This window comes from Pseudomonas sp. Root562, assembly GCF_001427125.1.
Lineage (GTDB): Bacteria > Pseudomonadota > Gammaproteobacteria > Pseudomonadales > Pseudomonadaceae > Aquipseudomonas.
This window is the reverse complement of sequence record NZ_LMGK01000020.1, coordinates 200,574-224,262: the sequence shown is the minus strand read 5'-3', so window position 1 is coordinate 224,262 and position 23,689 is coordinate 200,574. Positions and strand designations below refer to the sequence as shown.

Annotated in this window: 20 protein-coding genes and 1 pseudogene; 14 read left to right on the top strand and 7 right to left on the bottom strand. The window is 57.2% G+C overall.

Going from position 1 to position 23,689, the window contains the following annotated elements; translation table 11 throughout:
• The first annotated feature begins 79 nt into the window (after positions 1–79).
• A complete protein-coding gene (locus tag ASD60_RS14720) occupies positions 80–1,033 on the top strand; it encodes a FecCD family ABC transporter permease (protein WP_330219572.1) in 954 nt (317 codons plus the stop codon).
• Positions 1,030–1,905 carry an ABC transporter ATP-binding protein gene (locus ASD60_RS14715; protein ID WP_156386272.1) on the top strand — a complete coding sequence of 292 codons (876 nt, stop codon included), beginning with the start codon at positions 1,030–1,032 and terminating at the stop codon, positions 1,903–1,905. The genes ASD60_RS14720 and ASD60_RS14715 overlap by 4 nt, the downstream gene beginning before the upstream one ends.
• Positions 1,906–2,271: 366 nt before the next feature.
• Here ASD60_RS14715 and ASD60_RS14710 read toward each other — a convergent pair whose 3' ends face one another.
• On the bottom strand, positions 2,272–2,820 hold the full coding sequence (locus ASD60_RS14710; protein ID WP_156386271.1) for a hypothetical protein: 549 nt from the start codon (positions 2,818–2,820) through the stop codon (positions 2,272–2,274).
• 800 nt (positions 2,821–3,620) lie between these two features.
• Here ASD60_RS14710 and ASD60_RS14705 point away from each other — a divergent pair.
• From ASD60_RS14705 to ASD60_RS14690, 4 genes are all read left to right on the top strand, one after another.
• Complete coding sequence (locus ASD60_RS14705; RefSeq protein ID WP_056854893.1) at positions 3,621–4,958, top strand: MFS transporter; 1,338 nt, start codon at positions 3,621–3,623, stop codon at positions 4,956–4,958.
• Between the two features lie 25 nt (positions 4,959–4,983).
• A complete protein-coding gene (locus ASD60_RS14700; RefSeq protein ID WP_056854694.1) occupies positions 4,984–6,246 on the top strand; it encodes a gallate dioxygenase in 1,263 nt (420 codons plus the stop codon).
• A 137-nt stretch (positions 6,247–6,383) separates the two neighbouring features.
• The gene (locus tag ASD60_RS14695) at positions 6,384–7,631 is read left to right on the top strand and encodes an OprD family porin (RefSeq protein WP_056854693.1); all 1,248 of its coding nucleotides are present in this window, start codon (positions 6,384–6,386) and stop codon (positions 7,629–7,631) included.
• Positions 7,632–7,750: 119 nt separating this feature from the next.
• Positions 7,751–9,376 carry a methyl-accepting chemotaxis protein gene (locus tag ASD60_RS14690; RefSeq protein WP_056854692.1) on the top strand — a complete coding sequence of 542 codons (1,626 nt, stop codon included), beginning with the start codon at positions 7,751–7,753 and terminating at the stop codon, positions 9,374–9,376.
• 80 nt (positions 9,377–9,456) lie between these two features.
• Here ASD60_RS14690 and ASD60_RS14685 read toward each other — a convergent pair whose 3' ends face one another.
• Positions 9,457–10,683 carry a LysR family transcriptional regulator gene (locus tag ASD60_RS14685; protein ID WP_056854691.1) on the bottom strand — a complete coding sequence of 409 codons (1,227 nt, stop codon included), beginning with the start codon at positions 10,681–10,683 and terminating at the stop codon, positions 9,457–9,459.
• A gap of 157 nt (positions 10,684–10,840) precedes the next feature.
• Here ASD60_RS14685 and galB point away from each other — a divergent pair, with 157 nt between their 5' ends.
• From galB to ASD60_RS14670, 3 genes are read left to right on the top strand one after another with little or no spacing between them, the layout of a single operon-like run.
• Positions 10,841–11,575 carry a 4-oxalmesaconate hydratase gene (galB, locus tag ASD60_RS14680; RefSeq protein WP_056854690.1) on the top strand — a complete coding sequence of 245 codons (735 nt, stop codon included), beginning with the start codon at positions 10,841–10,843 and terminating at the stop codon, positions 11,573–11,575.
• Positions 11,572–12,288, top strand: coding sequence for a 4-carboxy-4-hydroxy-2-oxoadipate aldolase/oxaloacetate decarboxylase (locus ASD60_RS14675; protein ID WP_056854689.1), 717 nt, complete (start codon positions 11,572–11,574; stop codon positions 12,286–12,288). Before galB ends, ASD60_RS14675 begins: the two co-directional genes overlap by 4 nt.
• Before the next feature lie 2 nt (positions 12,289–12,290).
• Positions 12,291–13,385, top strand: coding sequence for a 4-oxalomesaconate tautomerase (locus ASD60_RS14670; RefSeq protein WP_056854688.1), 1,095 nt, complete (start codon positions 12,291–12,293; stop codon positions 13,383–13,385).
• Between the two features lie 104 nt (positions 13,386–13,489).
• Here the strand turns inward: ASD60_RS14670 and ASD60_RS14665 are convergent, their stop codons facing one another.
• The 3 genes from ASD60_RS14665 to ASD60_RS14655 are packed head-to-tail and all read right to left on the bottom strand — an operon-like array spanning position 13,490 to position 15,481.
• Positions 13,490–13,975, bottom strand: a complete 486-nt coding sequence (locus ASD60_RS14665; protein ID WP_056854687.1) for a MaoC family dehydratase — start codon at positions 13,973–13,975, stop codon at positions 13,490–13,492.
• Positions 13,975–14,838 carry a 3-methyl-2-oxobutanoate hydroxymethyltransferase gene (gene panB / locus ASD60_RS14660; protein WP_056854686.1) on the bottom strand — a complete coding sequence of 288 codons (864 nt, stop codon included), beginning with the start codon at positions 14,836–14,838 and terminating at the stop codon, positions 13,975–13,977. The genes ASD60_RS14665 and panB overlap by 1 nt, the downstream gene beginning before the upstream one ends.
• A 25-nt stretch (positions 14,839–14,863) precedes the next feature.
• Positions 14,864–15,481, bottom strand: a complete 618-nt coding sequence (locus ASD60_RS14655; RefSeq protein ID WP_056854685.1) for a LysE family translocator — start codon at positions 15,479–15,481, stop codon at positions 14,864–14,866.
• Between the two features lie 147 nt (positions 15,482–15,628).
• Between ASD60_RS14655 and ASD60_RS14650 the strand changes: the two genes are divergently transcribed.
• The 5 genes and pseudogenes from ASD60_RS14650 to ASD60_RS14620 all read left to right on the top strand — a co-directional run bounded on the left by ASD60_RS14650 (position 15,629) and on the right by ASD60_RS14620 (position 21,529).
• Entirely contained in the window at positions 15,629–16,081 is a 453-nt protein-coding gene (locus ASD60_RS14650; protein ID WP_056854684.1) for an Lrp/AsnC family transcriptional regulator, read from the top strand.
• A 583-nt stretch (positions 16,082–16,664) separates the two neighbouring features.
• A pseudogene (locus ASD60_RS14640) lies at positions 16,665–17,362 on the top strand (transposase); the annotation flags it as partial.
• 553 nt (positions 17,363–17,915) lie between these two features.
• Complete coding sequence (locus ASD60_RS14630) at positions 17,916–19,955, top strand: oxidoreductase (RefSeq protein ID WP_056854681.1); 2,040 nt, start codon at positions 17,916–17,918, stop codon at positions 19,953–19,955.
• A gap of 97 nt (positions 19,956–20,052) precedes the next feature.
• Entirely contained in the window at positions 20,053–20,970 is a 918-nt protein-coding gene (locus tag ASD60_RS14625) for a 1-aminocyclopropane-1-carboxylate deaminase/D-cysteine desulfhydrase (protein ID WP_056854892.1), read from the top strand.
• Positions 20,971–21,160: 190 nt separating this feature from the next.
• Positions 21,161–21,529, top strand: a complete 369-nt coding sequence (locus ASD60_RS14620) for a hypothetical protein (RefSeq protein ID WP_056854680.1) — start codon at positions 21,161–21,163, stop codon at positions 21,527–21,529.
• Between the two features lie 65 nt (positions 21,530–21,594).
• Here the strand turns inward: ASD60_RS14620 and phnX are convergent, their stop codons facing one another.
• Both phnX and ASD60_RS14610 read right to left on the bottom strand, forming a co-directional pair.
• Entirely contained in the window at positions 21,595–22,422 is an 828-nt protein-coding gene (gene phnX, locus ASD60_RS14615; RefSeq protein ID WP_056854679.1) for a phosphonoacetaldehyde hydrolase, read from the bottom strand.
• Between the two features lie 142 nt (positions 22,423–22,564).
• Positions 22,565–23,674: a 2-aminoethylphosphonate--pyruvate transaminase gene (locus tag ASD60_RS14610; RefSeq protein WP_056854678.1), complete on the bottom strand. Its 1,110-nt coding sequence runs from the start codon at positions 23,672–23,674 to the stop codon at positions 22,565–22,567.
• Between the last annotated feature and the right edge of the window lie 15 nt (positions 23,675–23,689).

Sequence of the window (23,689 nt, the reverse complement as noted above, 5' to 3'; positions counted from 1 at the left end):
CGCCGGTTTTTGGCTGTTGCACCTAGGCCCTTGGACTCAGCTGGTATCGCGCCGTTCGTTTGTCGCGGGAGCACTTCTTTTGCTGCTATTGGCATGCGCCTGTCTGGTCTCACTGACCTTCGGTGGCAGTCGGCCAATACCTGTCAAGGACGCGCTGCTCGTCCTGGCAGGCCAGGGAGATGCTGTCAGCCGGTTACTGATCAATACGCTTCGAATGCCGCGGATACTCGCGGCTGTGTTGACCGGCGCCGCGTTGGGCGCCGCCGGCTGCCTGATGCAAACCTTGGCGCGCAATCGACTGGCTACTCCTGGAATTGTCGGATTGGACAATGGCGCCACGGCTTTTGCGGTGGCTTCCATCGTGGCAACGTCCACTAGCCTGTTGCCCTCGATTCTGGCTCTTTCCGGAGCGGCCACTGCAGCTGTTTTGACGTTCGCTCTGGCGTCTGGGTCGGGTTCACGGGGCTATCGTTTCATCGTTACGGGTATCGGCGTCGGCGCGATGTTCAGCGCACTAACAAATCTCATGCTCTCCCAGGCCCCTATAGACGCTGCCAATCGCGCCTACCCGTGGACGGTAGGCAGCCTGAATGGGACGTCGGCCGTTGCCATTAGGGCGCTCGCGGCAGGATTGCTCTTTGGCTTGCCCTGGGCCTGTCTGCTGGGGCGCCAGTTGGCTGCGATGGGTTTTTCTGAACGGGTGTCTATCAGCCTCGGCGTGCGCCTGGGCGCTTTGCGCATGACGACGTTGGCGGCGACTGTTTGGCTTACAGCGTTAGGCGTAGCGGTGGCCGGCCCGGTAGGACTGGTGGCGCTGATCGCACCGGAAATAGCGCGTTATCTTGCCAGGCAGCGTGGTGTTCCGGTTTTGAACTCGGCCTGGAGCGGGGCGCTGCTGATGGTGGTCGCCGACTGTGCAGGTCGCAATATCCTGTCCCCCATAGAGGTGCCTGTCGGTATCGTGATGGCCATCATTGGCGGCCCTTATCTGATATGGATTGTTTTGCGCCAACCTGATCGGAGAGTCCAATGAAGCGATTCGAGTTACCGTGCATCGGCGACGCCATGGCCACTCTGGAAACGCGCGATCTGTATCTCGGGTACGGACGACGCATGGTGGTCAATGGCCTGAATTTGCACATTCCGCAAGGACAGGTGACGGTCATCGTCGGCCCCAATGGCTGTGGCAAATCCACTTTGCTCGCTGGCCTCGCGCGGCTCAATAAACCACGCAGTGGCGCCGTCTTGCTCAACGGTCTGCCAATTGGTTCATTGCCAACCCGCGACGTAGCCCGGTTATTGGCCCTGCTACCTCAGGACGCAAGTGCGCCAGAGGGGATAACCGTGAATGAGCTCATCCGGTTTGGCCGGCAACCGCATCAGGGCTTGATGCGCCAGTGGAGCTCCAAGGATCAACTGATCGTAGAAAATGCATTGCACGCCGCAGACCTTGTCGAGTTGGCAGACTGTGCGCTCGAATCCATGTCCGGTGGACAGCGACAACGCGCCTGGATTGCGATGGCAATCGCCCAGGACACGCCTTTGCTGTTGTTGGACGAGCCAACTTCAGCGCTGGATTTGGGTCACCAGATAGAAGTCTTTGAGCTCGTTCGCCAACTGACCAATGCCGGCAAGACGGTGGTCATGGTTCTGCATGATCTTTCCAGCGCGTGCCGATATGCAGACCATCTGGTGGCAATGAAGGCGGGGCGTATTGTGATTGAGGGCGCTCCAGACACAGTCGTGACTTCTGCTCTCATTGAAGAGCTTTACGGAGTGAGTTGTGTACTGTTGAAGTGCCCCCAGACAGGCACGCCTGTTATCACCGCGATTCAACCGCTACCGCATAAGCAGCAGAAGCAGCAAGGTCAGACAGAGTTCTTGGCTGAAGAGTTTCAGAGCTGATCGAGACTGCCAGTAAGAAGTCTCAAGCAAGTACCACAAGGCTCTGTTGCGCAGAGATTGAATGTTTTCTCTAGATGTAATGGGGAGCGGAATGATCGAGTGGGTAGGGAAGCGACAACGGTCGACTTCTTTCTGTAACTAATGACCTTATGGGATGTTTGCTGCCGGACTCAAGGTAATCGGGCCCGGAAGAGTAAGCCGAGAGAACCTGGCGTCGTATCAACGGCCCAAACAGATCAAGCTGTTACTTAAGGACATTTCCTTCAGGGGCGGTGAACCGGCGCAAGGCGAAAACCCGGTTCTCCGCCGCCTGAAGGTCGAACGCTTTCAAGCTACCGATAGATCAGTCTTAACGGGTGCTCCGAACTACGCGCCCGGGCACGACGCCATCAACCTCTTCACGGTTAGTGCGAGTGATACCGTGAAGAAGAAGTGCGACATGAAGCCGCCAATGATGACGACAGGGTCGTAGTAATTTGGATGATTGTCCGAAGCAATGGCGATAGCCACGTGCATCACGACCCACGCGATGATGGCGTAGAACAACGCGATGAAAGTCGCTTCATATCCACGGCGGCGGAAATACGGCCAGATGAGAGCAAACAGGACGCCCCATCCGATTGCGAAGAAAAAATGAATCGCAGTGCCGAGAAGATAGGCCCATGGGCCGAGCGCCTCTTGAACTTCCTTGCCGAACACGAGACCTGTCGCGTTACGCGGAATGCCGGCGAGCGGCATCAGATGTTGTACCCCAACCCAAATCAGGGCCTCGTAAATCCAGATGATTACCGCGCCAGTCAGGCCGCCAATCACACCGGCGCGAATTAAAGTTCTCAGATTCTGCTTATCTGAGTTCAACGTCGACCCCGTGTTGACATCGTTGTCGCTCATGCTGAAACCTGTTTCGTGACTCATGCTTTCACCTTCTTATTGTTGTAAAAAAAAACTACAGAGCTGGACTGCCTAATAGCCTAGCGCTGGGGCTGACTGTAGGCCGCAGGTCTCTGCTACACCTGTGGGAAATGCTTAAGCAGGTATCGTTTTTCTTTATCGGGTGATTTTGAGCTTTGTGTCAGCTTCTCTAGCAAACAACGTGGGTGATTGAATCTGCGACCCGTGCCGAGAATCGGGCAAGAAGAACTTGGCCTAATGCTGGCGGCGGGCCGCCAGCCAGAAACTTGGCTTATCCTGCGCCTGCAACTTCTCGCGATTGGCGCGACGGTTGGCAAAGGGATAAACACAGTGCGAGCACGCAGCACCTGCGACCATCTGCGCAAATGCGGTTTCGTCACTCCAGGGCTGTGGTGTTGTAGCGCCATTCGCGCAATTGCTCATGGGGCAGCGATAACCAAGCAGCATTAGAGCGCCTGTTTATTTCATGTGCTCATAGATTGCCTGTTGAGTTGCGATGCTGAAGTTGCCGGAAGAGTCGGTTGCCACGAAGACATCCAAAACGCTCTCCGAAGCAGGCAGCGCGGGAAACAATACGCTGGTGCCTGTGATCATGCTGGCACTGATTAGCTGTTTGCGAACCATTGCGTTGATTACGCCGTCCTTGCGTGCCCGATAAGAAAAACCGATACCTGCTTAAGGATTTCCTAGAGGCGGGGCGAGCACTTGCGGCTTTACAGTCATGCCTAGTATCCGACTGAGTGAAAAGGTCTTTTCATTCCCGAGCCTGTCGGATGGTCTACAAAAATAAGAAGGTGAAAAGCATGCGTCACGAAACGGTCGATATCAAAGCGTGGATCGACAACCGCCCGGTTGCCGGCTATCAGTGGCTCATCATGAGCCTGTGTTTCTTCATTGTGCTGTTCGATGGCTTTGACGTCGCGGTCATGGGTTTTATCGCGCCTTCGCTCATTCAAGATTGGGGCCTGTCCAAAGCGGCCTTTGGCCCAGTCATGAGTGCCGGCATGGTCGGGTTGGCCATTGGCGCCCTGACGGCTGGCCCCTATGCTGATCGCCTAGGGCGCAAAAAAATACTGCTGTTCGCCGTTACTGGTTTCAGTTTGTTGAGTCTTGCTTGTGCATTTGCCAGCAATCCTTACGAACTGGCGGCCTTGCGTTTGTTGACGGGTGTGGCTTTGGGCGCAGCGCTGCCCAATACCACAACACTGCTTTCCGAGTACCTGCCAGAGCGCAACCGGTCGTTGTTCATTACCATCATGTTTACCGGTTTCAACATGGGGTCGGGGTTGGGCGGTTTTTTGGCGGCTTGGCTAATTCCGCACCACGGCTGGCAATCGGTGCTCCTGGCTGGTGGAATCCTGCCGCTGCTGTTGTTGCCGTTCCTCTGGCTGCTGTTGCCCGAATCCGCACGTTTCCTGGCAACGCGTAATGCCCCCGCCAGCCAGATCGCCCGAGTGCTGAACAAACTGGGTGGCACCTTTTCGGCCACCACAAAATTCACCATGACCGAGCCTCAGGCTCAGCATAAGGCGCCCGTGCGCATGCTCTTCAGCGAGGGCTTCCGGTTTGGCACCGTCGCGCTATGGATGACTTATTTCATGGGCCTGTTGGTGATCTACCTGACCATGGGCTGGATGCCGACGCTTTTGCGCGAAGGTGGTCTGTCCATCGAGCGCGCGGCGACTATTACTGGCCTGTTCCAGATCGGCGGAACGGTCGGCGCAATTGTGGTCGGCTGGGCCATGGATCGGCGTAATCCAAACCGTGTGATTGCAACGGCCTACGCGATGGGCGGTGCGTTCATCCTGCTACTGGGAGCATTCAGTCTCGAGTCAAGTCTGTTGGCATTCGGCGTAGTGGCGGCTGGATTCTGTATGAGCGGTGCGCAGACCGGACTCAATGCTTTTGCTCCCGGCTACTACCCAACTGATTTTCGCGCTACGGGTGTGAGCTGGATGCTGGGGATCGGTCGCTTCGGGGCTATCTTTGGTTCTCTCATCGGTGGTGCAGTGCTCAGCCTCGGGTTAGGTCTGCCGTTGCTGTTCACCCTGCTGAGCGTGCCAGCTTTCATCGCTGCACTGGCAATCCTGGCCAACGGTCATGCTCGGCGACGGGTAAATAAGGCTTTGCTGACGCAATAATTTACTTCGAACAAAGGAACTCATCATGGCACGCATCATCGGTGGCCTCGCTGTATCGCACACACCAACCATCGGCTTTGCCGTCGATCACGAAAAACAGAATGAGGCGGCCTGGGCGCCGATCTTCGAAGGCTTCGAACCGATCAAAGTCTGGCTGAAGGAGCAACAACCGGATGTGTTGTTCTACATCTTCAACGACCATGTGACCTCGTTCTTCTTCGACCACTATGGCGGGTTCTCCTTGGGAGTCGATGAGCATTACGAGGTGGCGGATGAGGGCGGTAATCCGCGCTTGCTGCCCGCGGTTGGCGGACATGCGGCGCTGTCGCGGCACATTGGTCAAAGTCTGATGGCCGATGAATTCGACATGAGTTTCTTCCGTGACAAACCACTGGATCATGGCTTTTTTTCGCCGATGTCTGCACTTTTGCCGTGCGAACCTGAGTGGCCGGTAGAAATCGTGCCGCTACAGGTCGGCGTGTTGCAGTTCCCGATTCCCAGTGCCCTGCGCTGCTACAAGCTGGGCCAGGCCTTGCGCCGTGCCATTGAAAGCTATCCCGAAGATCTAAAGGTGGCCATTGTCGCGACCGGTGGGGTGTCCCATCAGGTGCATGGCGAGCGTTGCGGCTTCAATAACCCGCAATGGGATGAGCAATTTGTTGATCTGCTGGTCAATGACCCGGTGCGCCTGACCGAAATCACCCATGCCGAGTACGCCACCCTCGGCGGAATGGAAGGCTCTGAAGTCATCACCTGGCTGATCATGCGCGGTGCGCTGTCGGCCACGGTGAAGAACCTGCATCAGGACTACTACCTGCCGTCCATGACGGGTATCGCCACGCTGTTGTTGGAGAATCAGGACAGGGAGGTGCCCGTCGAAGTCACGACGCGTCACTTGCAGCATATGCAGCATCAGTTGGCGGGTATCGAAAAACTGGAAGGCACCTACCCGTTCACCTTGGAGCGCAGCGCCAAGGGCTATCGCCTGAACAAATTCCTGCACCGGATGATCGAGCCGCAATGGCGCCAACGATTTCTTGAGGCACCGGAGGCGCTGTACGAGGAGGGTGGCTTGAGCGAAGAGGAATGCGATCTGCTGCGACGTCGTGACTGGCGCGGTCTGATCCAGTACGGGGCGATTTTCTTTGTGCTGGAAAAACTCGCTGCTGTGCTCGGCATTCCAAATCTGCAGGTCTACGCAGCAATGCGTGGGCAGACCCTTGAGGAGTTTATGAAGACCCGCAACCAGCAGGTGCTGTACTCGGTGGCGGGCAAAACCTCTCGCTGATCCTCAGGGGCGATCGCTCCGTTAGTTCTCGGCGACCTTTTCCGGGTCGCCATCACCCATTTTTCGCTTGATCCCAGTGTGCCCGGCAAATAAGGGCGCAGGGCATTTCTTTACCCAAAAATCGGAAAACAATAACAATGAAAATCACCGTTAATCGCCGAATCGCTTGCTCGCTGGCTGTTGCTTGTACGGCACCTCTGGAAGTTCAGGCCGCAGGTTTCATCGATGACGCCAGCGCGAATCTGAACCTGCGCAACTTCTACATCAACCGCAACTTTACCAATCCGGCTTACCCGCAAGGCAAGGCCGAAGAGTGGACGCAGAGCTTTATCCTCGATGCTCGTTCGGGTTTCACCCAGGGCCCGGTGGGATTTGGCGTAGATGTGTTGGGACTCTATTCGGTCAAGCTTGATGGTGGGCAGGGCACCGGTGGTACGCAGCTATTGCCACTCGATAGCGATGGGCGTCCTGCCGATGATTTCGGCCGCTTGGCGGTCGCCGGGAAAATGAAAGTGGGCAAAACCGAACTGAAGGTCGGTGAGTGGATGCCGGTATTGCCGATCCTGCGTTCCGACGATGGCCGTTCGCTGCCGCAAACCTTCCGTGGCGGCCAGATCACCTCGCAGGATATCGATGGCCTGACCCTGTACGGCGGTCAGTTCCGGCAAAACAGCCCACGCAACGATTCAAGCATGGACGACATGTTCATGCAGGGGAAAACCGCGTTCACGTCCGATCGCTTCAACTTCGTCGGCGGTGAATACAGCTTTAACGACAAGCGCACCATGATTGGCCTGTGGAATGCCGAGCTAAAGGACATCTATCAGCAACAGTATCTGCAACTGGTACACAGTCAACCGCTCGGCGCCTGGACGCTGGGGGCAAACCTGGGTTACTTCTGGGGGCGCGAGGACGGCAGTGCCCGCGCCGGCGACCTAGACAACCGCACCGCCTCAGCGCTGCTCTCGGCCAAGTACGGTGGCAATACCTTCTACGTCGGCCTACAAAAGCTCACCGGTGACAACGCATGGATGCGGGTCAACGGCACCAGCGGCGGTACCCTGGCCAACGATAGCTTCAACAACAGTTATGACAACGCCCGAGAGAAATCCTGGCAACTGCGCCACGACTACAATTTCGTTGCCCTTGGCATCCCCGGCCTGACTTTGATGAACCGCTACATCAGCGGGGAAAACGTGCACACAGGCAGCATCACCGATGGCGAGGAGTGGGGACGTGAGTCCGAGCTGGCCTATACCGTGCAGAGCGGTACCTTCAAGAACCTCAACTTGCGCCTTCGTAATTCCAGCATTCGTCGGGACTACAGCAGTAATGAGTTTGATGAGAACCGTCTGATCATCAGCTATCCATTGAGCCTGCTCTAACGCCTTGGCAAGCAGATTCGCCCCACAGGTGACCATTGTCGTTCACGAAGTCGTGTACGGCCTCAATCCCCTGAGGGTGCGAGCCTGCTCAGCCGCAGTCACTACTTGGAGCTCGTCAAATGTTCCCTGATCTTAAAATCCGCACCGGTATGATCACGGTGCTCGTACTCTTCATCGTGGCATTGCTCTTCTTGACCCTGAGCAGTTGGCGGGCGGCAGTCACCAGCCACGACGAGATCATCGAGTTGAACAGCGCCACTATTGTCATCGACGGCGTAAACAATTCGCTGCTATTGGCTACCCGAACCAGTGCTAACGTCTCTTCGGCGTTCATAGAAAGTATGGGCGGCCAGGTTGAGGATGCACAAGCGCGTCTGTTGCGTAGCGAGGGTATCTGGGTGGAAAGTATCGCCAAGCTCAACGCTGCCGCCGACGCCATTAAAGATCCGTTGCTCAAGGGTATGGCCGACGAACTCAAGGTCTGCTTCGACAAGTTCGGGGCTGCCGTTGTCGGCCAGCGCGCAGCGGTGCGTGCTTTGTCGGCCGCAGATTACATTGAGTCAAATAATGCGGCCGTTGATGGCATGGCCAAGCTGCAGGCGGTACGCCTAAAGCTGGTTGGCGAGCTGGAAACACGAAGCAAGCAGATCATTGTGCAATCAGTTGACCGGCTGAAAATGGCGCAGACCGTGGCAGCTACACTGGGCGTTATTACATTGGCCATGGCCATCCTGTGCTGGGTCTTTATCGCTACCCGTGTATTGCGGCCCTTGCGCGATGCAGGTCAACATTTTCGACGTATCGCAGGTGGCGATCTCACTCAGCCTGTGACCGTTCCTGGCCGCAACGAAATTGGCGAACTCTTCGTCGAGCTTCATCGCATGCAAACCAGCCAGCGCGTCACCCTGGATCTGATCACCGGTTCCGCGACCCAACTGGCGTCAGCTGCACAAGAACTGAATGCGATAACAGGAGAAAGCAATCGTGGGCTTCAGCAGCAGAACCAGCAATTGGAACAGGCCGTCACGGCAGTCAACGAAATGACGAGCGCCATCGAAGAGGTGGCTCGTAACGCCGTGTCGACTTCGCAAACGGCCGCTGCCTCCGACAACCTTTCGAAAAAGAGCCGTCAGCAAGTCCACGAGAATATCGAGGGAACCCAATCGATGACAGCCGATATCCAGGGCAGCGCCGAATGCATTCAAAATCTGGCTCATGAAGTGCGAAACATTAGCAAAGTGCTGGACGTAATACGGTCGGTTTCCGAACAGACCAACCTACTGGCGCTCAATGCTGCCATTGAAGCAGCACGCGCCGGTGAAGCCGGACGTGGTTTTGCGGTGGTGGCCGACGAGGTACGGACGCTGGCATACCGGGCGCAGGAGTCGACTCGTGAAATCGAACAGATCATTGCTAGCGTGCAGAGCACAGCCGAACAGGCGGTTGGAGCTATGCATGCTAGTTCGTCTAAAGCACAGGTGGCGCTAAACATGACTCAAGCGAGCGGTGTAGTGCTGGAAGAAGTATTCGCTGCCATCGGCCAGATCAATGAGCGCAACCTGGTGATCGCGAGCGCAGCGGAAGAACAGGCGCAGGTGGCGCGTGAAGTGGACAGCAATCTCCTCACAATCCGCGACCTGTCGGCGAAATCTTCGGAAGGTGCGCAACAAACGAACACTGCCAGCAAGCAGCTGACACAGCTTGCGGAGGAGTTAAGCGGGCTGGTAGGACGCTTTCGCACGTGACTATTGGTAGTTTCCCCGTAAATGGGCAAACTCAAACTGTTTCATTGAGCCTCCTCGCGAAGCAGTGCTCCAGGCACATATTAGGTTGGTGACGGGCCTGAACCACTGCCTGCCTCAAGGATTACCCGGCGAATCGTATCCATCAGGGCTTGAGCCACCGGAGAGTGCAGGCAGCCGCTACGATAAGTCAGGCCGATGGCCCGGGTAGTTTGCCTCAGCTCCAGCGGCAGGATGCACAATTCGCCCGAGGCAATCTCATGTTCCAGCTGGTGAGTGGACACTGCGGCGAGCATGTCCGAACGCAATAACAGTCCACGAATGATAGACATATCGCCGCTTTCCACCATCGGTCGGGGCGGCGCAATCCCGAACCGGGTGAAGCACTCGTCGAGCATCTGCCGGGCGGGCGATCCGGCGCGAGGCAGTACCCACTGGGCGGCGCTAAGCTCATCTTGCAAAGCCGTTTTTAGATAGAGCGGGTGATCACGCCGCGCCACCACTACCATTTCCTCCGTGAGCAACACTTCGCCGCTCAGGTCGCTGGCGTAGGCCTGCGGCCGTAGGGCGCCAAAAATGAAGTCCACATCGCCGGCTCGCAACTCGGTCGCCAGCAGATCGAATGGGCTTTCGTTGGTGATAACTTGGGTCGCAGGGTGTTCGGCCATCAAGCGCACGATGGCCTCGGGCAAAATACGCGTACGACCCAAGGGCAGGGCACCGACATGTACCACGCCTTGCAGGTCACCGCGCATTGCGGTGATATCGGTCTCGATATGGCGCAACTCGTTCAGCGCCCGACGGATCGGAAAGAGGATTTCATGGCTGACACGCGTCGGCTGCAGTCCGCGAGGTGTACGCTCGAACAATGATTGGGCACAGCCATTTTCCATGACCTTGATGGTCGAGCTGATCGCCGGCTGGCTCAGACCAAGCAAGCTGGCAACAGTCTGCATATGGTGGGTTTCACAAAGTTTGACAAAAACTTGCAGGCGCCTGTTCTGGAACAGGTAAAGCGGTTCGACAGCACGCTTCTCCCCACTACCTAGTAAGCGTGGCACGCTTTCGAGCTCGGCCAGTACCCGACGCGCCCGAGGCAATAGCCGCGCACCGTAATCGGTCAAACGCATACCGTTGGCATGACGTTCAAACAACGGTATATCCAGCCGGGCTTCCAATTCGGAAATAGACCGGGTGACCACCGACTGCGCCCGGAACAGGGCCACAGAAGCCTTCGAAACGCTGCCATGGTCGGCGACTCTGACGAAGGCTCGCACCTGCATCAGGCTGGGAAGTTCATTGGTCTCCATGGGGAGCGTGCTCTGCATATCGATGTTTAAGTCTGACTATGCATCGCCCATTGGCTGTAGACAATAAAAAAAAAGCATACCTCGAAAACTCTAACGCATTTCTACCTCAGTGGTTCGCGGTGCGATGCTCTTTCGAAACGCAGGAGGAGAATCCGCAATGAACGAATCACCAAAAAACGCGCTGGTCGTCAGCGCACACTCTGCCGATTTCGTCTGGCGTGCCGGTGGTGCCATCGCGCTGCATGCACAGCAGGGTTACAACGTGCACATCGTCTGCTTGTCCTTCGGCGAACGCGGTGAGTCCGCCAAGCTGTGGCGCAAGGGCGAGATGAGCGAAGACAAAGTCAAAAGCGCTCGCCGCGAAGAGGCCCAGGCCGCCGCCGATATCCTGGGTGCCAGTGTCGAGTTTTTCGATATCGGCGACTACCCGATGCGTGCCGACAAGGAAACGCTGTTCCGCCTGGCCGATGTGTTCCGCCGGGTTCAGCCAGAATTCGTGTTGAGCCATTCGCTGAAAGACCCTTACAACTACGATCACCCGCTTGCCATGAACCTGACCCAAGAGGCGCGTATCATCGCCCAGGCCGAAGGCTACAAACCGGGTGAGAAAATCGTCGGCGCACCACCGGTCTACAGCTTCGAACCTCACCAGCCCGAGCAATGCGAATGGCGCCCTGACGTGTTACTGGACATCACTTCGGTCTGGGACAAAAAGTACGCCGCCATCCAGTGCATGGCCGGTCAGGAACACCTCTGGGAGTACTACACGCGCGTTGCCCTGCAGCGTGGTGTGCAAGCCAAGCGCAACGTAGGGATCACCTCCAGCCGCGACATCATTTATGGCGAGGGCTACCAAAGCATCTTCCCGCGCGTGACGGAGAATCTGGGATGAGCGAGTTGATCGGAAAAACCGGTGTTGTCGTGCGCAACATCGCCAGGGCCGACCAGGTGTTGGTCGATGAATTGCGGCGCTTCGGTGTCGCGACCGTCCACGAATCTCAGGGGCGAAAAGGCCTGCTGACATCTTCGATCACACCAATACAACGAGGTACAGTGATCAGTGGCTCGGCGGTCACGGTGCTGGTGGCGCCGGGCGATAACTGGATGTTCCATGTGGCGGTGGAGCAGTGCCGCCCCGGCGATATCCTGGTGGTCGCCCCCAGTTCGCCATGCACCGACGGTTACTTCGGCGACCTGCTCGCCACTTCGCTCAAGGCTCACGGCGTGCGCGCCCTGGTGATCGATGCCGGCGTGCGTGATACCCACACGCTGCGCGAGATGGGGTTCCCGGTATGGTCTCGTGCCATCAGTGCTCAGGGCACGATCAAGGAGACCCTTGGTTCGGTCAACTTGCCACTGGTATGCGGCGGTCAGTTGGTCAACCCTGGTGACGTGGTGGTAGCCGATGACGATGGTGTGGTTATTGTGCGTCGCGGCGAAGTGCCCCAGGTTGTCGAAGCCAGTCGAGCGCGTGCCGATCTGGAAGAGCAAAAGGCCTTGCGCTTGGCGAAGGGCGAATTGGGGCTGGACATCTACAACATGCGTGCACGCCTCGCTGAAAAAGGGTTGCGGTACGTCGACAGTCTTGACGATCTCGGAGATTGAGCATGAGCCAGACACGCATTCCTTGCCTGTTGATGCGCGGGGGGACGTCGAAAGGGGCTTATTTCCTTGCTCAAGACTTGCCAGAGGCGTCGGCACTGCGAGACCGCGTTTTGCTGGCCGTCATGGGCTCGCCTGATGCGCGCCAGATCGATGGCATCGGTGGTGGCGACTCGCTGACCAGCAAGGTGGCGATCATTAAGCCGTCCACGCGTGTCGAAGCTGATGTTGATTACCTGTTTGCCCAAGTGTTGGTGGAGGAGCCGCGAGTCGATTATGGCCAGAACTGCGGCAACATCCTCACCGGTGTCGGCCCGTTCGCCATCGAACGCGGACTGGTGGATGTGACGGGGGATGTGACTCCGGTGCGTATCTTCATGGAGAACACCGGGCAGATTGCGATTGCGCATGTGCCTACCCCCAATGGTGCCGTTTGCTATACCGGTGATGCGCGAATCGACGGAGTTCCCGGCGGTGGTGCGCCGTTGATCGTGGAGTTCGAGGATGTCGCCGGCTCCAGTTGCGGTGCTTTGTTGCCGACTGGCAATGCAGTGGATCTGTTCGACGGCGTTGAAGTCACTTGCGTGGACAATGGCATGCCAGTGGTGCTGATCCGAGCCGAAGACCTCGCTTTGAGCGGCTATGAGAGTCCGGCACAACTGGATGCCAATACTGAGTTGAAAGCCCGCCTTGAATCGATCCGCGTGCAGGCCGGCCCGCGCATGAACCTCGGCGATGTTAGTCAGCGCAACGTGCCCAAAATGTGCCTGATTGCACCGGCACAAGCCGGTGGGGCGCTTAGCACCCGTACATTCATCCCTCATCGTTGCCATACCAGCATTGGGGTGTTCGGTGCGGTCAGTGTTGCCGCTGCCTGCTTGATCGAGGGCAGTGTGGCTTCACGTCTGGCCAGGGTGAAGGATGGAGACGTAAAGCAAGTTTCGGTTGAACACTCGATGGGCGAGTTCACCGTGGAACTGCGTCTGCACAATGGCCAGTTGGTCAGTTGCGGGCTGATGCGAACGGCAAGGTTGTTGTTGGATGGAGCCGTATGTGTTCCGGCGAATTTGTGGGAGGGTCGGGGCCCATCTCGGCGATAACACTTAGCGAAATGAAAGACATGGTGCCGACGGGCTGCGCCCTGTGCAGCCGCAGTCGGTACCCAGCAGCTAAAGTCTGACACCCACCCATCGATGGCAAGCAATCACCCGACAAAGTGTTTGACTCCATTGGTTGGATCTCCATCAGCGAGCATCTGCTTCAAGCGCTGACGTTCCTCAGTCCCAGGCAGTACGCCAGTCGTCTTCGCCTCCAGCACTGTAATGCCCTCTGCGTTCAGTATTCTGACTTCTGCTTTTGCGCGACCGCGCTCATCGATATCAACGATGAGCCAGTGGCAGGTGATCTCGTCTCCCGCATACACGGGACGTTTAAACTCGAAACTCATTCCTGTAGCGAGCCAACCAATTTGCCCACCCACTTCGGTGACGAGGCTGGCCGTCAGCAAGCCATGGGCAATGGGGGCCTTGAACCCACGCAACTCTGCGTAGCGTGTGTCGCAGTGAACCGGATTGTAATCGCGAGAGATTTGCGCGAATCGGCAAATATCGTCCTCTGTAAAACAGCGGACTACCGTGAATCGGTCTCCGACCTCAAGACCTTCGGCTGCACGCTCTCTTAGACTTTTCATCACAACTCCCTGGACGGTGAGGGCAGGGCCTGAAAAGTATGTTCAGGGCCTGGAAATGTTCCAGCATTCACCTCAAGCGCAAAGTCCCTCGCTGCCGAGTGAAGTACTGATCGAAGATCTGCGTACTGTTTGACGAATCGCGGCAGACGGCCGCCGCGCAGTCCGGCCATGTCCTGCCAGACCAGCACCTGGGCATCGCAATGCTTACCCGCGCCAATCCCGACAGTCGGAATTGAAATGGCTTCCGTGATCGCTCGACCGACGTCACCAGGCACCATCTCAATCAGAACAGCAAAGGCACCAGCGGCCTCAAGCGCTTTGGCACTATCAATCAGGCGCTGCGCATCTTCGCCTCGGCCCTGGACGCGGTAACCGCCCAGCTGATGTTCCATCTGAGGGGTAAAGCCAATGTGCGCCATGACCGGCATGCCTGAGTTCACGAGCTTCTCGACCTGCGGCAGCATTTCGATCCCGCCCTCAAGTTTGACCGCATGCGCACCGCCTTCTTTCATGAAGCGCACCGCTGTATGGAAGCACTGTTCCGCAGATGCCTGATAGGAGCCGAATGGAAGATCGGCGATCACCAGTGCCCGTCGGGTCGAACGGCTGACCGCACGAATCAGAGGGATCATTTCGTCAACGGTGATCGATAGCGTGGATTCATTACCGTAGACATTGTTGGATGCAGAGTCGCCGACTAACAGGACGGGTATTCCCGCTTCCTCGAAAATGGCTGCGGTGTACATGTCATACGCAGTGAGCATCGCCCATTTCTGGCCCTCCATTTTCATTTGTTTCAGGTGCGGAATTCGCACTCGGGTCGCCGGTTGGGCGTTGCCATACGGCGAAGGCTGATCGCTCATGATGTGGTCTCGCGGAAAAATTGGATTAACTGAACATCTGCTCGCTGAGCAGAATGACTGCGATGATGATCATGGCCGCGCCGGAAAAACGACTGACGAATTGAGCTGCAGCTGGACGTGCCCGCAGTACCACCTGCGAGCCAAATCCGACCAGCAGATAGATCACGCCGCAACTGAAGGTGTGGATGAGCCCCAGCGCAATCATTTGCATCGGCACAGGCCAGGCAGCGGTGGCGTCGGTGAATTGCGGTAAAAGCGCCAGGAACAGCAGGAACACCTTCGGATTCAGCCCGCTCACGCAAAGCCCCTTGATCGCCCAGCGCGTCCAGGATCCCGATGTCTGAACTTCATCAGAGTGTGGTGTAGCGGGGTGCGCAAGCATATTCAGGCCCAGCCAAAGTAGATAGCCCGCCCCGGCAACGGTCAGTACGGTCAAGGTAGTGGGGTGGTTGGCCACCAGCGTGCCGACACCGCCGGCAACAATCATGGTTGCGATCAAATGGCCGGACAACAGCCCACCCACGGCGGGTATGACCACTCGGCCCTTTAGGCCTGCCGAAATTGCATAGGCCCAATCTGCGCCCGGGGTTATGACGAATAAAATCGACACTGCCCAAAAGGCAACGAAAACGCTCAAGGTCATGGTGCTATCCACCCCTGCTGCTGACATCCCGCGTACTGCATCGTCCCGCTCCGGTAATTATTGGTGCAAGGAAGAATAATGAATTCTTGTTAGAATTTACTTCCAAAGATAATCAGCTAGTCGCTATTAGTGGGGAGATTTTTCTAAATGGACAGGATTGATCGCAAGATTCTTTCTGAACTGCAAAAGGACGGTCGCCTTTCAGTCACCGAACTCGCCGAGCGCGTTGGGTTAAGCCTTTCCCCTTGCCATCGACGGGTACGCGCACTGGAGGAGTCGGGTGTGCTGCTTGGCTATCGAGCACAGCTTGATCCAGGCGCATTAGGCCTTAACTTTTCCGCCATGGTATTTGCCACGTTGCGTGAAGGTGACATGCAAGCGGTCGAGGCATTCGAGAGAGCACTTGTTGATATCCCTCAAGTGGTCGACGCTCAACGATTATTTGGCGAACCCGATTACCTGTTGCACGTCATCACTCAGGATCTGCCTGCGTTTCAAAGGCTCTACGATGAGAGTCTTTCGACGCTTCCCAACGTGCAACGTCTGACCTCGACGCTGGTTATGAAACGGGTCGTTCAGGACAGGCCTCTTCCTTTGTGATTGTGGGTTGAGCGTCAGGTTTGGCGGGCCGCCTCTTGAGCGAGTTTCAGTGAGAACAGAAGGAAAACAGTCAGCAGGCCAGCGATGAACAGCCCCACACCCAGCCAGTGAGCATGCTGCCAAAAGCTCCTTCCCAAGTACCCACCGGACTGGCACCTGCATAGAAGAAAATTTGATAAAGGGAAGTTGCTTGTCCTTTTGCAGTCTTCGCACATCGCCCAATCCAACTGCTGGCAATGGCATAAGAGCCAAAAAAACCGAAGGTGAAAGTCAGTTGTGCCAATGACGAAGGAGTAGAGGTTGTTCACTAGGGTGAGCACCACGCCAATCAATGTCAGGAGAATGATCTTCCAGAACACTTTTGGTCGACCGACTCGGTCTGCCAAAGAGCCAATTTTGGCCGAGCTATACAAAAGACAACAGGTTGACTGTCTGCTGGCTGAGAAAGAATGGGCCCTGGAGCAGACGCAATGCTGAATTTTTGAAATGAATAAGAAACCCTCCCACCAGATTTTTCGTGTTGATTGCACGAGGTGTAACGTGTCGGTACTCCGGCAAGTAACGCAAGAAAGGTACAGCGGAAATAGTGGCCTACAACGTGCAGACAGCGGTAGATATTCAGCACCATTTGATCGTTGCGTACGAGGTGACCAACGTCGGTTCCGACCGTGATCAACTCAGCTCGATGGCCAAGCAGGCTCGCGAGCCGATAGCGTCAGAAACGTTTTCGGTGGTGACGGACCGAGTTTATTTCAAAAGCGAACAAATTCTGGCTTGTCACGATGCAAGTATCATCGCCTATGTGCCCAAGCCGATGACCTCTGGAGCCAAGGGTGACGGGCGTTTCAATAACGATGCCTTCATCTATGACTTGGTAAAAAACGAATACATTTGTCCGGCTGGAGAGTCGCTGATCTGGCACTATTCCTACGTTGAAAAAGGCCTGAAGTTGCATCGTTATTGGAGTTCGAAATGCCATGGCTGCACGTTGAATTTCAGTGCACACCGAGCACGGAACGCCGAGTTCGACGCTGGGGGCATGAAGAAGTATTGGAGGAAATGCAGCTTCGGCTGAGCAAAGCGCCAGAGATGAAGCGAGTCCGAAATCGGACGTTTGAGCATCCCTTCGGGACGCTCAAATAATGGGTGGGTGCAACGCACCTCCTGACGCGAAAGCTGGCCGCGGTAAGCGCGGAGATGAGCTTGGATGTGCTCGCCTACAACTTGAAACGGGTCATGAAAATCATCGGCCCCCGCCACTTGATGAAGGCGCTAACGGCCTGGGCCGATTACTGCCTGTCGCAAACAGAGCGGATTTGCTTGCCCGATTTAAAAACAAATGACCTCTTTTTATTTTCTAATGACCACTGAAGGGTAGGGAGGCAGTAATTGCAAAAGGCTGTGTAAACCAAAAGTTTCTAGTAACTACTACGGAAACCTTTAGGTGTATCGAATGCGTTGTGCGCAGTACCCGGGGGGGGGGGGCGGCATCTTGCCAAAGTCGCTCAGGTCGTGCATCAGCGTAGAGTATCGCCAAGCTGGGGGTGCGCTTCGGAGCGGAGCTGTTCAGCGCCGCTCCACGGATATCTGGCTATAGCTAGCTGATTCCATTCTTAATGAAAAGAATTCCAATCGAAGTGAAAACTCATGATGGGCTCGGTGCCGAGGGTAGGGGCTTGCCGGCTCTCGCCAAGACCTGCTGCTCATTTCGATCATTAAGTTGTCAGTTTCGGTCATTGAGCGGCCGCTGGACTGCTCATAGTCTGTAACCCATGACAGAGGGGCGCCAAAGAGCGCTCACACTTTTCCGTGATCGCTCGTTGTGGAGTTACCGATGACCGCCGCTCATTACCCGCACCTGTTGGCCCCGCTGGACCTGGGTTTTACCACGTTGCGCAACCGCACCCTGATGGGTTCGATGCACACCGGCCTTGAAGAAAAACCAGGTGGTTTCGAGCGCATGGCGGCGTACTTTGCCGAACGTGCCCGGGGTGGGGTCGGCCTGATGGTCACCGGCGGTATCGGCCCGAACGATGAGGGTGGCGTTTACTCTGGCGCGGCCAAGCTGACGACCGAGGAAGAAGCGCTCAAGCACCGGATCGTTACCCGTGCGGTGCACGAGGCGGGCGGCAAGATCTGCATGCAGATTCTCCACGCCGGCCGTTACGCCTATAGCCCGAAGCAGGTCGCGCCGAGCGCCATTCAAGCGCCGATCAACCCGTTCAAGCCTAAAGAGCTGGACGAGGAAGGCATCGAGAAACAGATCCGCGATTTCGTCACCTGCTCGACCCTGGCGCAACAGGCCGAGTACGACGGCGTCGAAATCATGGGTTCGGAAGGTTATTTCATTAACCAGTTCCTCGCGGCCCACACCAACCACCGCACCGACCGCTGGGGCGGCAGCTACGAAAACCGCATGCGCCTGCCGGTGGAAATTGTCCGTCGGGTGCGTGAGGCCGTTGGCCCGAACTTCATCATCATTTTCCGTCTGTCGATGCTCGATCTGGTCGAGGGCGGCAGTACCTGGGACGAAATCGTGCTATTGGCCAAGGCCATCGAGCAGGCGGGTGCGACGATCATCAACACCGGTATCGGCTGGCACGAAGCGCGAATTCCGACCATCGCCACCAAGGTGCCGCGTGCGGCATTCAGCAAAGTCACCGCCAAGCTGCGCGGTTCGGTGAACATTCCGCTGATCACCACCAACCGCATCAATACCCCGGAAGTGGCCGAGCAGATCCTGGCCGAAGGCGATGCCGACATGGTGTCCATGGCGCGGCCGTTCCTCGCCGACCCGGACTTCGTCAACAAGGCTGCTGAAGGCCGCGCTGATGAAATCAACACGTGCATCGGTTGCAACCAGGCGTGCCTGGACCACACCTTCGGCGGCAAGTTGACCAGTTGCCTGGTCAACCCGCGTGCCTGCCACGAAACCGAACTCAACTACGTGCCGGTCCGGCAGGTCAAGAAGATCGCTGTGGTCGGTGCCGGTCCTGCGGGGCTTTCCGCCGCCACCGTGGCAGCCGAGCGCGGCCATCAGGTGACGCTGTTCGATTCGGCCAGCGAGATCGGCGGTCAGTTCAACGTGGCCAAACGTGTGCCGGGCAAGGAAGAGTTCTTCGAGACCCTGCGTTATTTCGCTCGCAAATTGCAGACCACCAACGTCGAGGTGTGCCTGAACACTCGCGTGGATGTGGCGAAGCTGGTTGAGGGCGGTTTCGACGAGATCATCCTGGCGACGGGGATCGCGCCAAGGACTCCGGCGATTCCGGGCGTCGAGAACGCCAAGGTTTTGAGCTACCTGGACGTGCTTCTGCAACGCAAGCCTGTAGGCAAGCGCGTAGCAGTGATCGGTGCCGGCGGCATCGGCTTCGACGTCTCGGAATTCCTCGTTCACCAGGGCCAGGCCACCAGTCTGAATCGCGACGAGTTCTGGAAAGAGTGGGGCATCGACACACACCTCCAAGCGCGCGGCGGTGTGGCCGGGATCAAGGCTGCACCCCATGCACCGGCCCGTGATGTATTCCTGCTGCAACGCAAGAAATCCAAGGTCGGCGACGGCTTGGGCAAGACCACCGGCTGGATTCACCGCACCGGTCTGAAGAACAAGCAGGTGCAAATGCTCAATAGCGTCGAGTACTTGAAGATCGACGATGAAGGCCTGCACATTCGCATCGGTGAAACCGGTGAGCCACAAGTATTGCCGGTGGACAACATCGTGATCTGCGCCGGGCAGGACCCGCTGCGTGAGCTGCAGGATGGTCTGCTGGCGGCGGGCCAGAACGTGCACCTGATCGGCGGCGCGGATGTCGCGGCGGAGCTGGATGCCAAGCGGGCGATCAATCAGGGTTCGCGGTTGGCGGCTGAGTTGTAATTTGCAGGTTTAGCCTACCCATGGCCATCGCGAGCCTGCTCGCGATGGCTGCCTTTGAGCGACTAGAATGCTGGCTCTTTACCCAGAACCGGCAGCGATGCATTTCTCCTTTAGCGACTGGCTCCCTGAAGCCCCTCTCCAACGCCTCCACCTCGACTGGCTGACCACAGCCGGCATCGAAGTCGCGATCCTGCGTCTGGACCAGATCGATCCGCTGATCAGTGGCAACAAATGGTTCAAGCTGATCGAACACCTCAACATTGCTGCACAGTCCGGCGCCAAAGGCATCATCAGCCTGGGTGGGGCTCACTCCAATCATTTGCATGCACTGGCGGCGGCCGGCCAACGATTTGGCTTTTGCACCGTAGGCCTGTTGCGTGGGCACCCTCAGGAAACCCCTACGGTGAGGGACTTGCAGGCATTCGGCATGCAATTGCACTGGCTGGGTTATGGCGGTTATCGGGCGCGGCATGCAGCGGATTTCTGGGTGCCATGGAAAGCCCGCTATCCCGACCTGCAACCTGTACCGGAAGGTGGCGGCGGTTTGCCTGGGGCGCGTGGCTGCATGCAGCTCAAGGCTCAGGTCTGCAAGCAATTGAGCGCTCTGGGCTGGAGCGATTACGACGGTTGGTGGCTGGCCTGCGGGACAGGAACGACCTTGGCCGGATTGGTACTGGCCGAAGCGGGGGAGCATCAGGTTTACGGTGCACTGGCGGTGCCTGACGATCATGGTGTGAGGCAGCAGGTTGAAGTGATTCTCGAGGAGGCGGGTTTCACAGAACCGGCTTATGAATTACTCGACGCCAGTCGTGGCGGTTTCGCCAAAGTCGATCCGTCGCTGCTCGAATTCATCACGCAAACAGAGCAGGCCTGCGCAATCCCGTTGGAACCGCTTTACACCGGCAAGGCATTGCTGGTGCTCAGGCAGCAGGTCGAAGCAGGCACATTCAAAAAGGGTGCACGCCTGATCTTCGTTCATACAGGCGGTTTGCAGGGACGCCGTGGATTTCAGTGAGTCAGGACGGTTAAGTCACCACACGCTGGCGAAAATGAGCGATCAGATGTAGGCCGATTCTGTTTGTGCTGTATTTTCAGTTTTATGCTTGAGTGATAAAGACCGTTGATTAATATTGGTCGGGCATGGCCGTTATTTAAAGCGAATAACAGTTTTTGGCAGTTAAAATCTTGTAATCAAAGGAATGAGCATGAACGAAATCATGAATGGAGTCCGTGGCGAAGTAACTGAGTACACGTGGGGAAGATTGTGGTCCGACGGGACTCGGGAGTTTAACAATGGCGCCCTTTTGTATGCGGACGGCTCACTCGAGTTTGATGGCCTGACGTTCTATCCTGATGGGGTTATCATTGATGCGGCGGGGCGGCAGGTCGGCCTGGCCGAGCCCATCGACGAGACGCAAGATCTTGGGCAACCAGCGATTGACGAAGAGCCAGGTTCTGTCGAACAAGAGGAAGTGGAAGATGCCGCGAGTCCAGTGGATGAACTTCAAGCACTGAATATTGAAGATTCGGATGACGTTGAGAGTTACATGTCTCTCGGTGGCGATGAACGTTAATTGATATTGCAATAGTTCAAGTTTTAAAAGAGCCGTAGCACTCTGCTGAGTACTACGGCTTTTCTTTATTGATTTTGCGGCATCTCACCGTTGGCCAGACGCTTATTGATATCGGCGATCACTTCCGGCAAGTCGGTAATGGTATCGATCATGTAGTGCGGGCGTGAGCCTTCGAACAATGCATGAATGCGCTTGCGTTCGCTGGCAAGTTTGTCGCTGGCCAGTGCGCGATAACCTTCGTAGTCCAGGCCCAGTGCATTGCCCGAGCAAATCAGTGCCACGGTCCACATGCCGGCGCGACGGCCTTCGAGAATGCCCGGTACGGTGTCGTCGATTTTTACGCAGGCTGCGACATCGTCGATGCCCAGGGCAATCACGTTGGCCAGCGCCTGAGCGGGCCATGGGCGTCCATTCGGTACCTCGTCAGTGGCGACGACATGGTCAGCGACGTAACCGTTGGTGGCGGCCAGTTCGACGACTTTATCCATGACTTGTTTTGGATAGCCGGAGCAGGAGCCGATCTTGATCCCTTGCTGGCGCAGGTTGGCAATGGTGTCCAGAGCGCCGGGAATCAGTGCCGAGTGCTCGGCGATTTTTTCGATCTGCAGCGGCATGAAACGTTGGTAGATGGCGGTCACGTCATCGTCAGTCGGTGTGCGGCCAAATACTTTGCGATAGCGCTCGGCGACTTGCGGTTGATCGCAAAGGGTGCGGATGTGATCCCACTTGCCCATGCCCATCGGGCCTCGGGCTTCTTCGATGGAGACCTGGACATCGAACTCGGCGAAGGCTTCGACGAAGATCTGCGTCGGCGCGAACGAACCGAAGTCGACGACAGTGCCGGCCCAGTCGAGGATGGCGGCTTGCAGCGTGGTTGGGTTGGTGTAGTTCATGGCAATTAAATTCCTGAGTTGGCAATACGGTTCAATGCAGGAGTGAGCCTGATCGCGATGGCGGTGTGTCAGTCGACATCAGTGGTGAATGTCAGGCCGCAATCGCGGGCAAGCCCGCTCCCACAGGGGAATGTGGTGTGACTTAAATCTCCAACACTTCCATCTCACGCAGCACTTCGCCAATCGCGGCCACGGCTTCGCGCATTTCGGCCGGCTGAACATGGCCAATACAGCCAACGCGGAAGGTTTCGACCTGAGTCAGTTTGCCCGGGTAGAGGATGTAGCCCTTGGCCTTGACCCGTTCGTAGAATTCCTTGAACTGGTAGCGTGGATCTTTCGGCGCGTGGAAGGTGGCGATGATCGGCGCCTGGATCGCCGCTGGCAGGAAACTGCGCAGCCCCAGCTTGCTCATCTCTTGCATCAATGCCTGGCAGTTGGCGGCGTAGCGCTCGTGTCGGGCCGGCAGGCCGCCTTCTTCGTTGTATTGCAGCAGGGCCTCATGCAAGGCGGCGACCACGTGAGTCGGCGGGGTGAAGCGCCATTGGCCGGTCTTGGTCATGTAGGTGTGCTGGTCATACAGGTCCATCGCCAGCGAATGCGAGTTGCCGGCGGCACTGGCCAGGGATTCTTTGCGAGCGAAGACGAAGCCCATGCCCGGCACGCCTTCCAGGCATTTGCCCGAGGCGGCGATCAGTGCATCGAACGGGATCTGTTGAGCGTCGACCGGCAAGGCGCCGAAGGAACTCATGGCGTCGATGATCAGACGTTTGCCGTGTTGCGCGATGACCTGGGCGATTTCGGGCAGCGGGTTGAGGATGCCGGTGCTGGTTTCGCAGTGGATCAGTGCAACGTGGGTGATACCGGCATCGGCCCGCAGCAGACGGTCGACGTCGGCGGCAGTGGTCGGTTCGTCTTCGGCGGTTTCGAAGGTGCTGAACGAGCGGCCGAGCACTTCGCAAATTTTCGCCAGGCGTTTGCCGTAGGCGCCGTTGATCAGCACCAGAACCTTGCCATCGCGAGGCACCAGGGTGCCGATTGCCGCTTCGACGGCAAAAGTGCCGCTGCCTTGCAGTGGCACGCAGTGGTGAGTGGCGGCGCCGTTGATGATCGCCAGCAGTTGCTCGCAGAGGCTGGCGGTCAGTTGGTTGAAGCGGTCATCCCATGAACCCCAGTCAACCATCATTGCCTGGCGGGTGCGGGCCGACGTGGTCAACGGGCCAGGGGTGAGCAGGATAGGGGCGGCAATACTCATTCTCGTGTCCTCGCA

Bases quoted from the DNA above. Each gene is read 5' to 3' on its own strand.
- ASD60_RS14630 (WP_056854681.1), top strand. From the start codon at position 17,916: ATGACCGCCGCTCATTACCCGCACCTGTTGGCCCCGCTGGACCTGGGT.
- ASD60_RS14695 (WP_056854693.1), top strand. From the start codon at position 6,384: ATGAAAATCACCGTTAATCGCCGAATCGCTTGCTCGCTGGCTGTTGCT.
- galB (WP_056854690.1), top strand. From the start codon at position 10,841: ATGAACGAATCACCAAAAAACGCGCTGGTCGTCAGCGCACACTCTGCC.
- ASD60_RS14700 (WP_056854694.1), top strand. From the start codon at position 4,984: ATGGCACGCATCATCGGTGGCCTCGCTGTATCGCACACACCAACCATC.
- ASD60_RS14655 (WP_056854685.1), bottom strand. From the start codon at position 15,481: ATGACCTTGAGCGTTTTCGTTGCCTTTTGGGCAGTGTCGATTTTATTC.
- ASD60_RS14650 (WP_056854684.1), top strand. From the start codon at position 15,629: ATGGACAGGATTGATCGCAAGATTCTTTCTGAACTGCAAAAGGACGGT.
- ASD60_RS14715 (WP_156386272.1), top strand. From the start codon at position 1,030: ATGAAGCGATTCGAGTTACCGTGCATCGGCGACGCCATGGCCACTCTG.
- ASD60_RS14685 (WP_056854691.1), bottom strand. From the start codon at position 10,683: ATGGAGACCAATGAACTTCCCAGCCTGATGCAGGTGCGAGCCTTCGTC.
- phnX (WP_056854679.1), bottom strand. From the start codon at position 22,422: ATGAACTACACCAACCCAACCACGCTGCAAGCCGCCATCCTCGACTGG.
- ASD60_RS14620 (WP_056854680.1), top strand. From the start codon at position 21,161: ATGAACGAAATCATGAATGGAGTCCGTGGCGAAGTAACTGAGTACACG.
- ASD60_RS14625 (WP_056854892.1), top strand. From the start codon at position 20,053: ATGCATTTCTCCTTTAGCGACTGGCTCCCTGAAGCCCCTCTCCAACGC.
- ASD60_RS14610 (WP_056854678.1), bottom strand. From the start codon at position 23,674: ATGAGTATTGCCGCCCCTATCCTGCTCACCCCTGGCCCGTTGACCACG.
- panB (WP_056854686.1), bottom strand. From the start codon at position 14,838: ATGAGCGATCAGCCTTCGCCGTATGGCAACGCCCAACCGGCGACCCGA.
- ASD60_RS14670 (WP_056854688.1), top strand. From the start codon at position 12,291: ATGAGCCAGACACGCATTCCTTGCCTGTTGATGCGCGGGGGGACGTCG.
- ASD60_RS14665 (WP_056854687.1), bottom strand. From the start codon at position 13,975: ATGAAAAGTCTAAGAGAGCGTGCAGCCGAAGGTCTTGAGGTCGGAGAC.
- ASD60_RS14690 (WP_056854692.1), top strand. From the start codon at position 7,751: ATGTTCCCTGATCTTAAAATCCGCACCGGTATGATCACGGTGCTCGTA.
- ASD60_RS14705 (WP_056854893.1), top strand. From the start codon at position 3,621: ATGCGTCACGAAACGGTCGATATCAAAGCGTGGATCGACAACCGCCCG.
- ASD60_RS14675 (WP_056854689.1), top strand. From the start codon at position 11,572: ATGAGCGAGTTGATCGGAAAAACCGGTGTTGTCGTGCGCAACATCGCC.
- ASD60_RS14710 (WP_156386271.1), bottom strand. From the start codon at position 2,820: ATGAGTCACGAAACAGGTTTCAGCATGAGCGACAACGATGTCAACACG.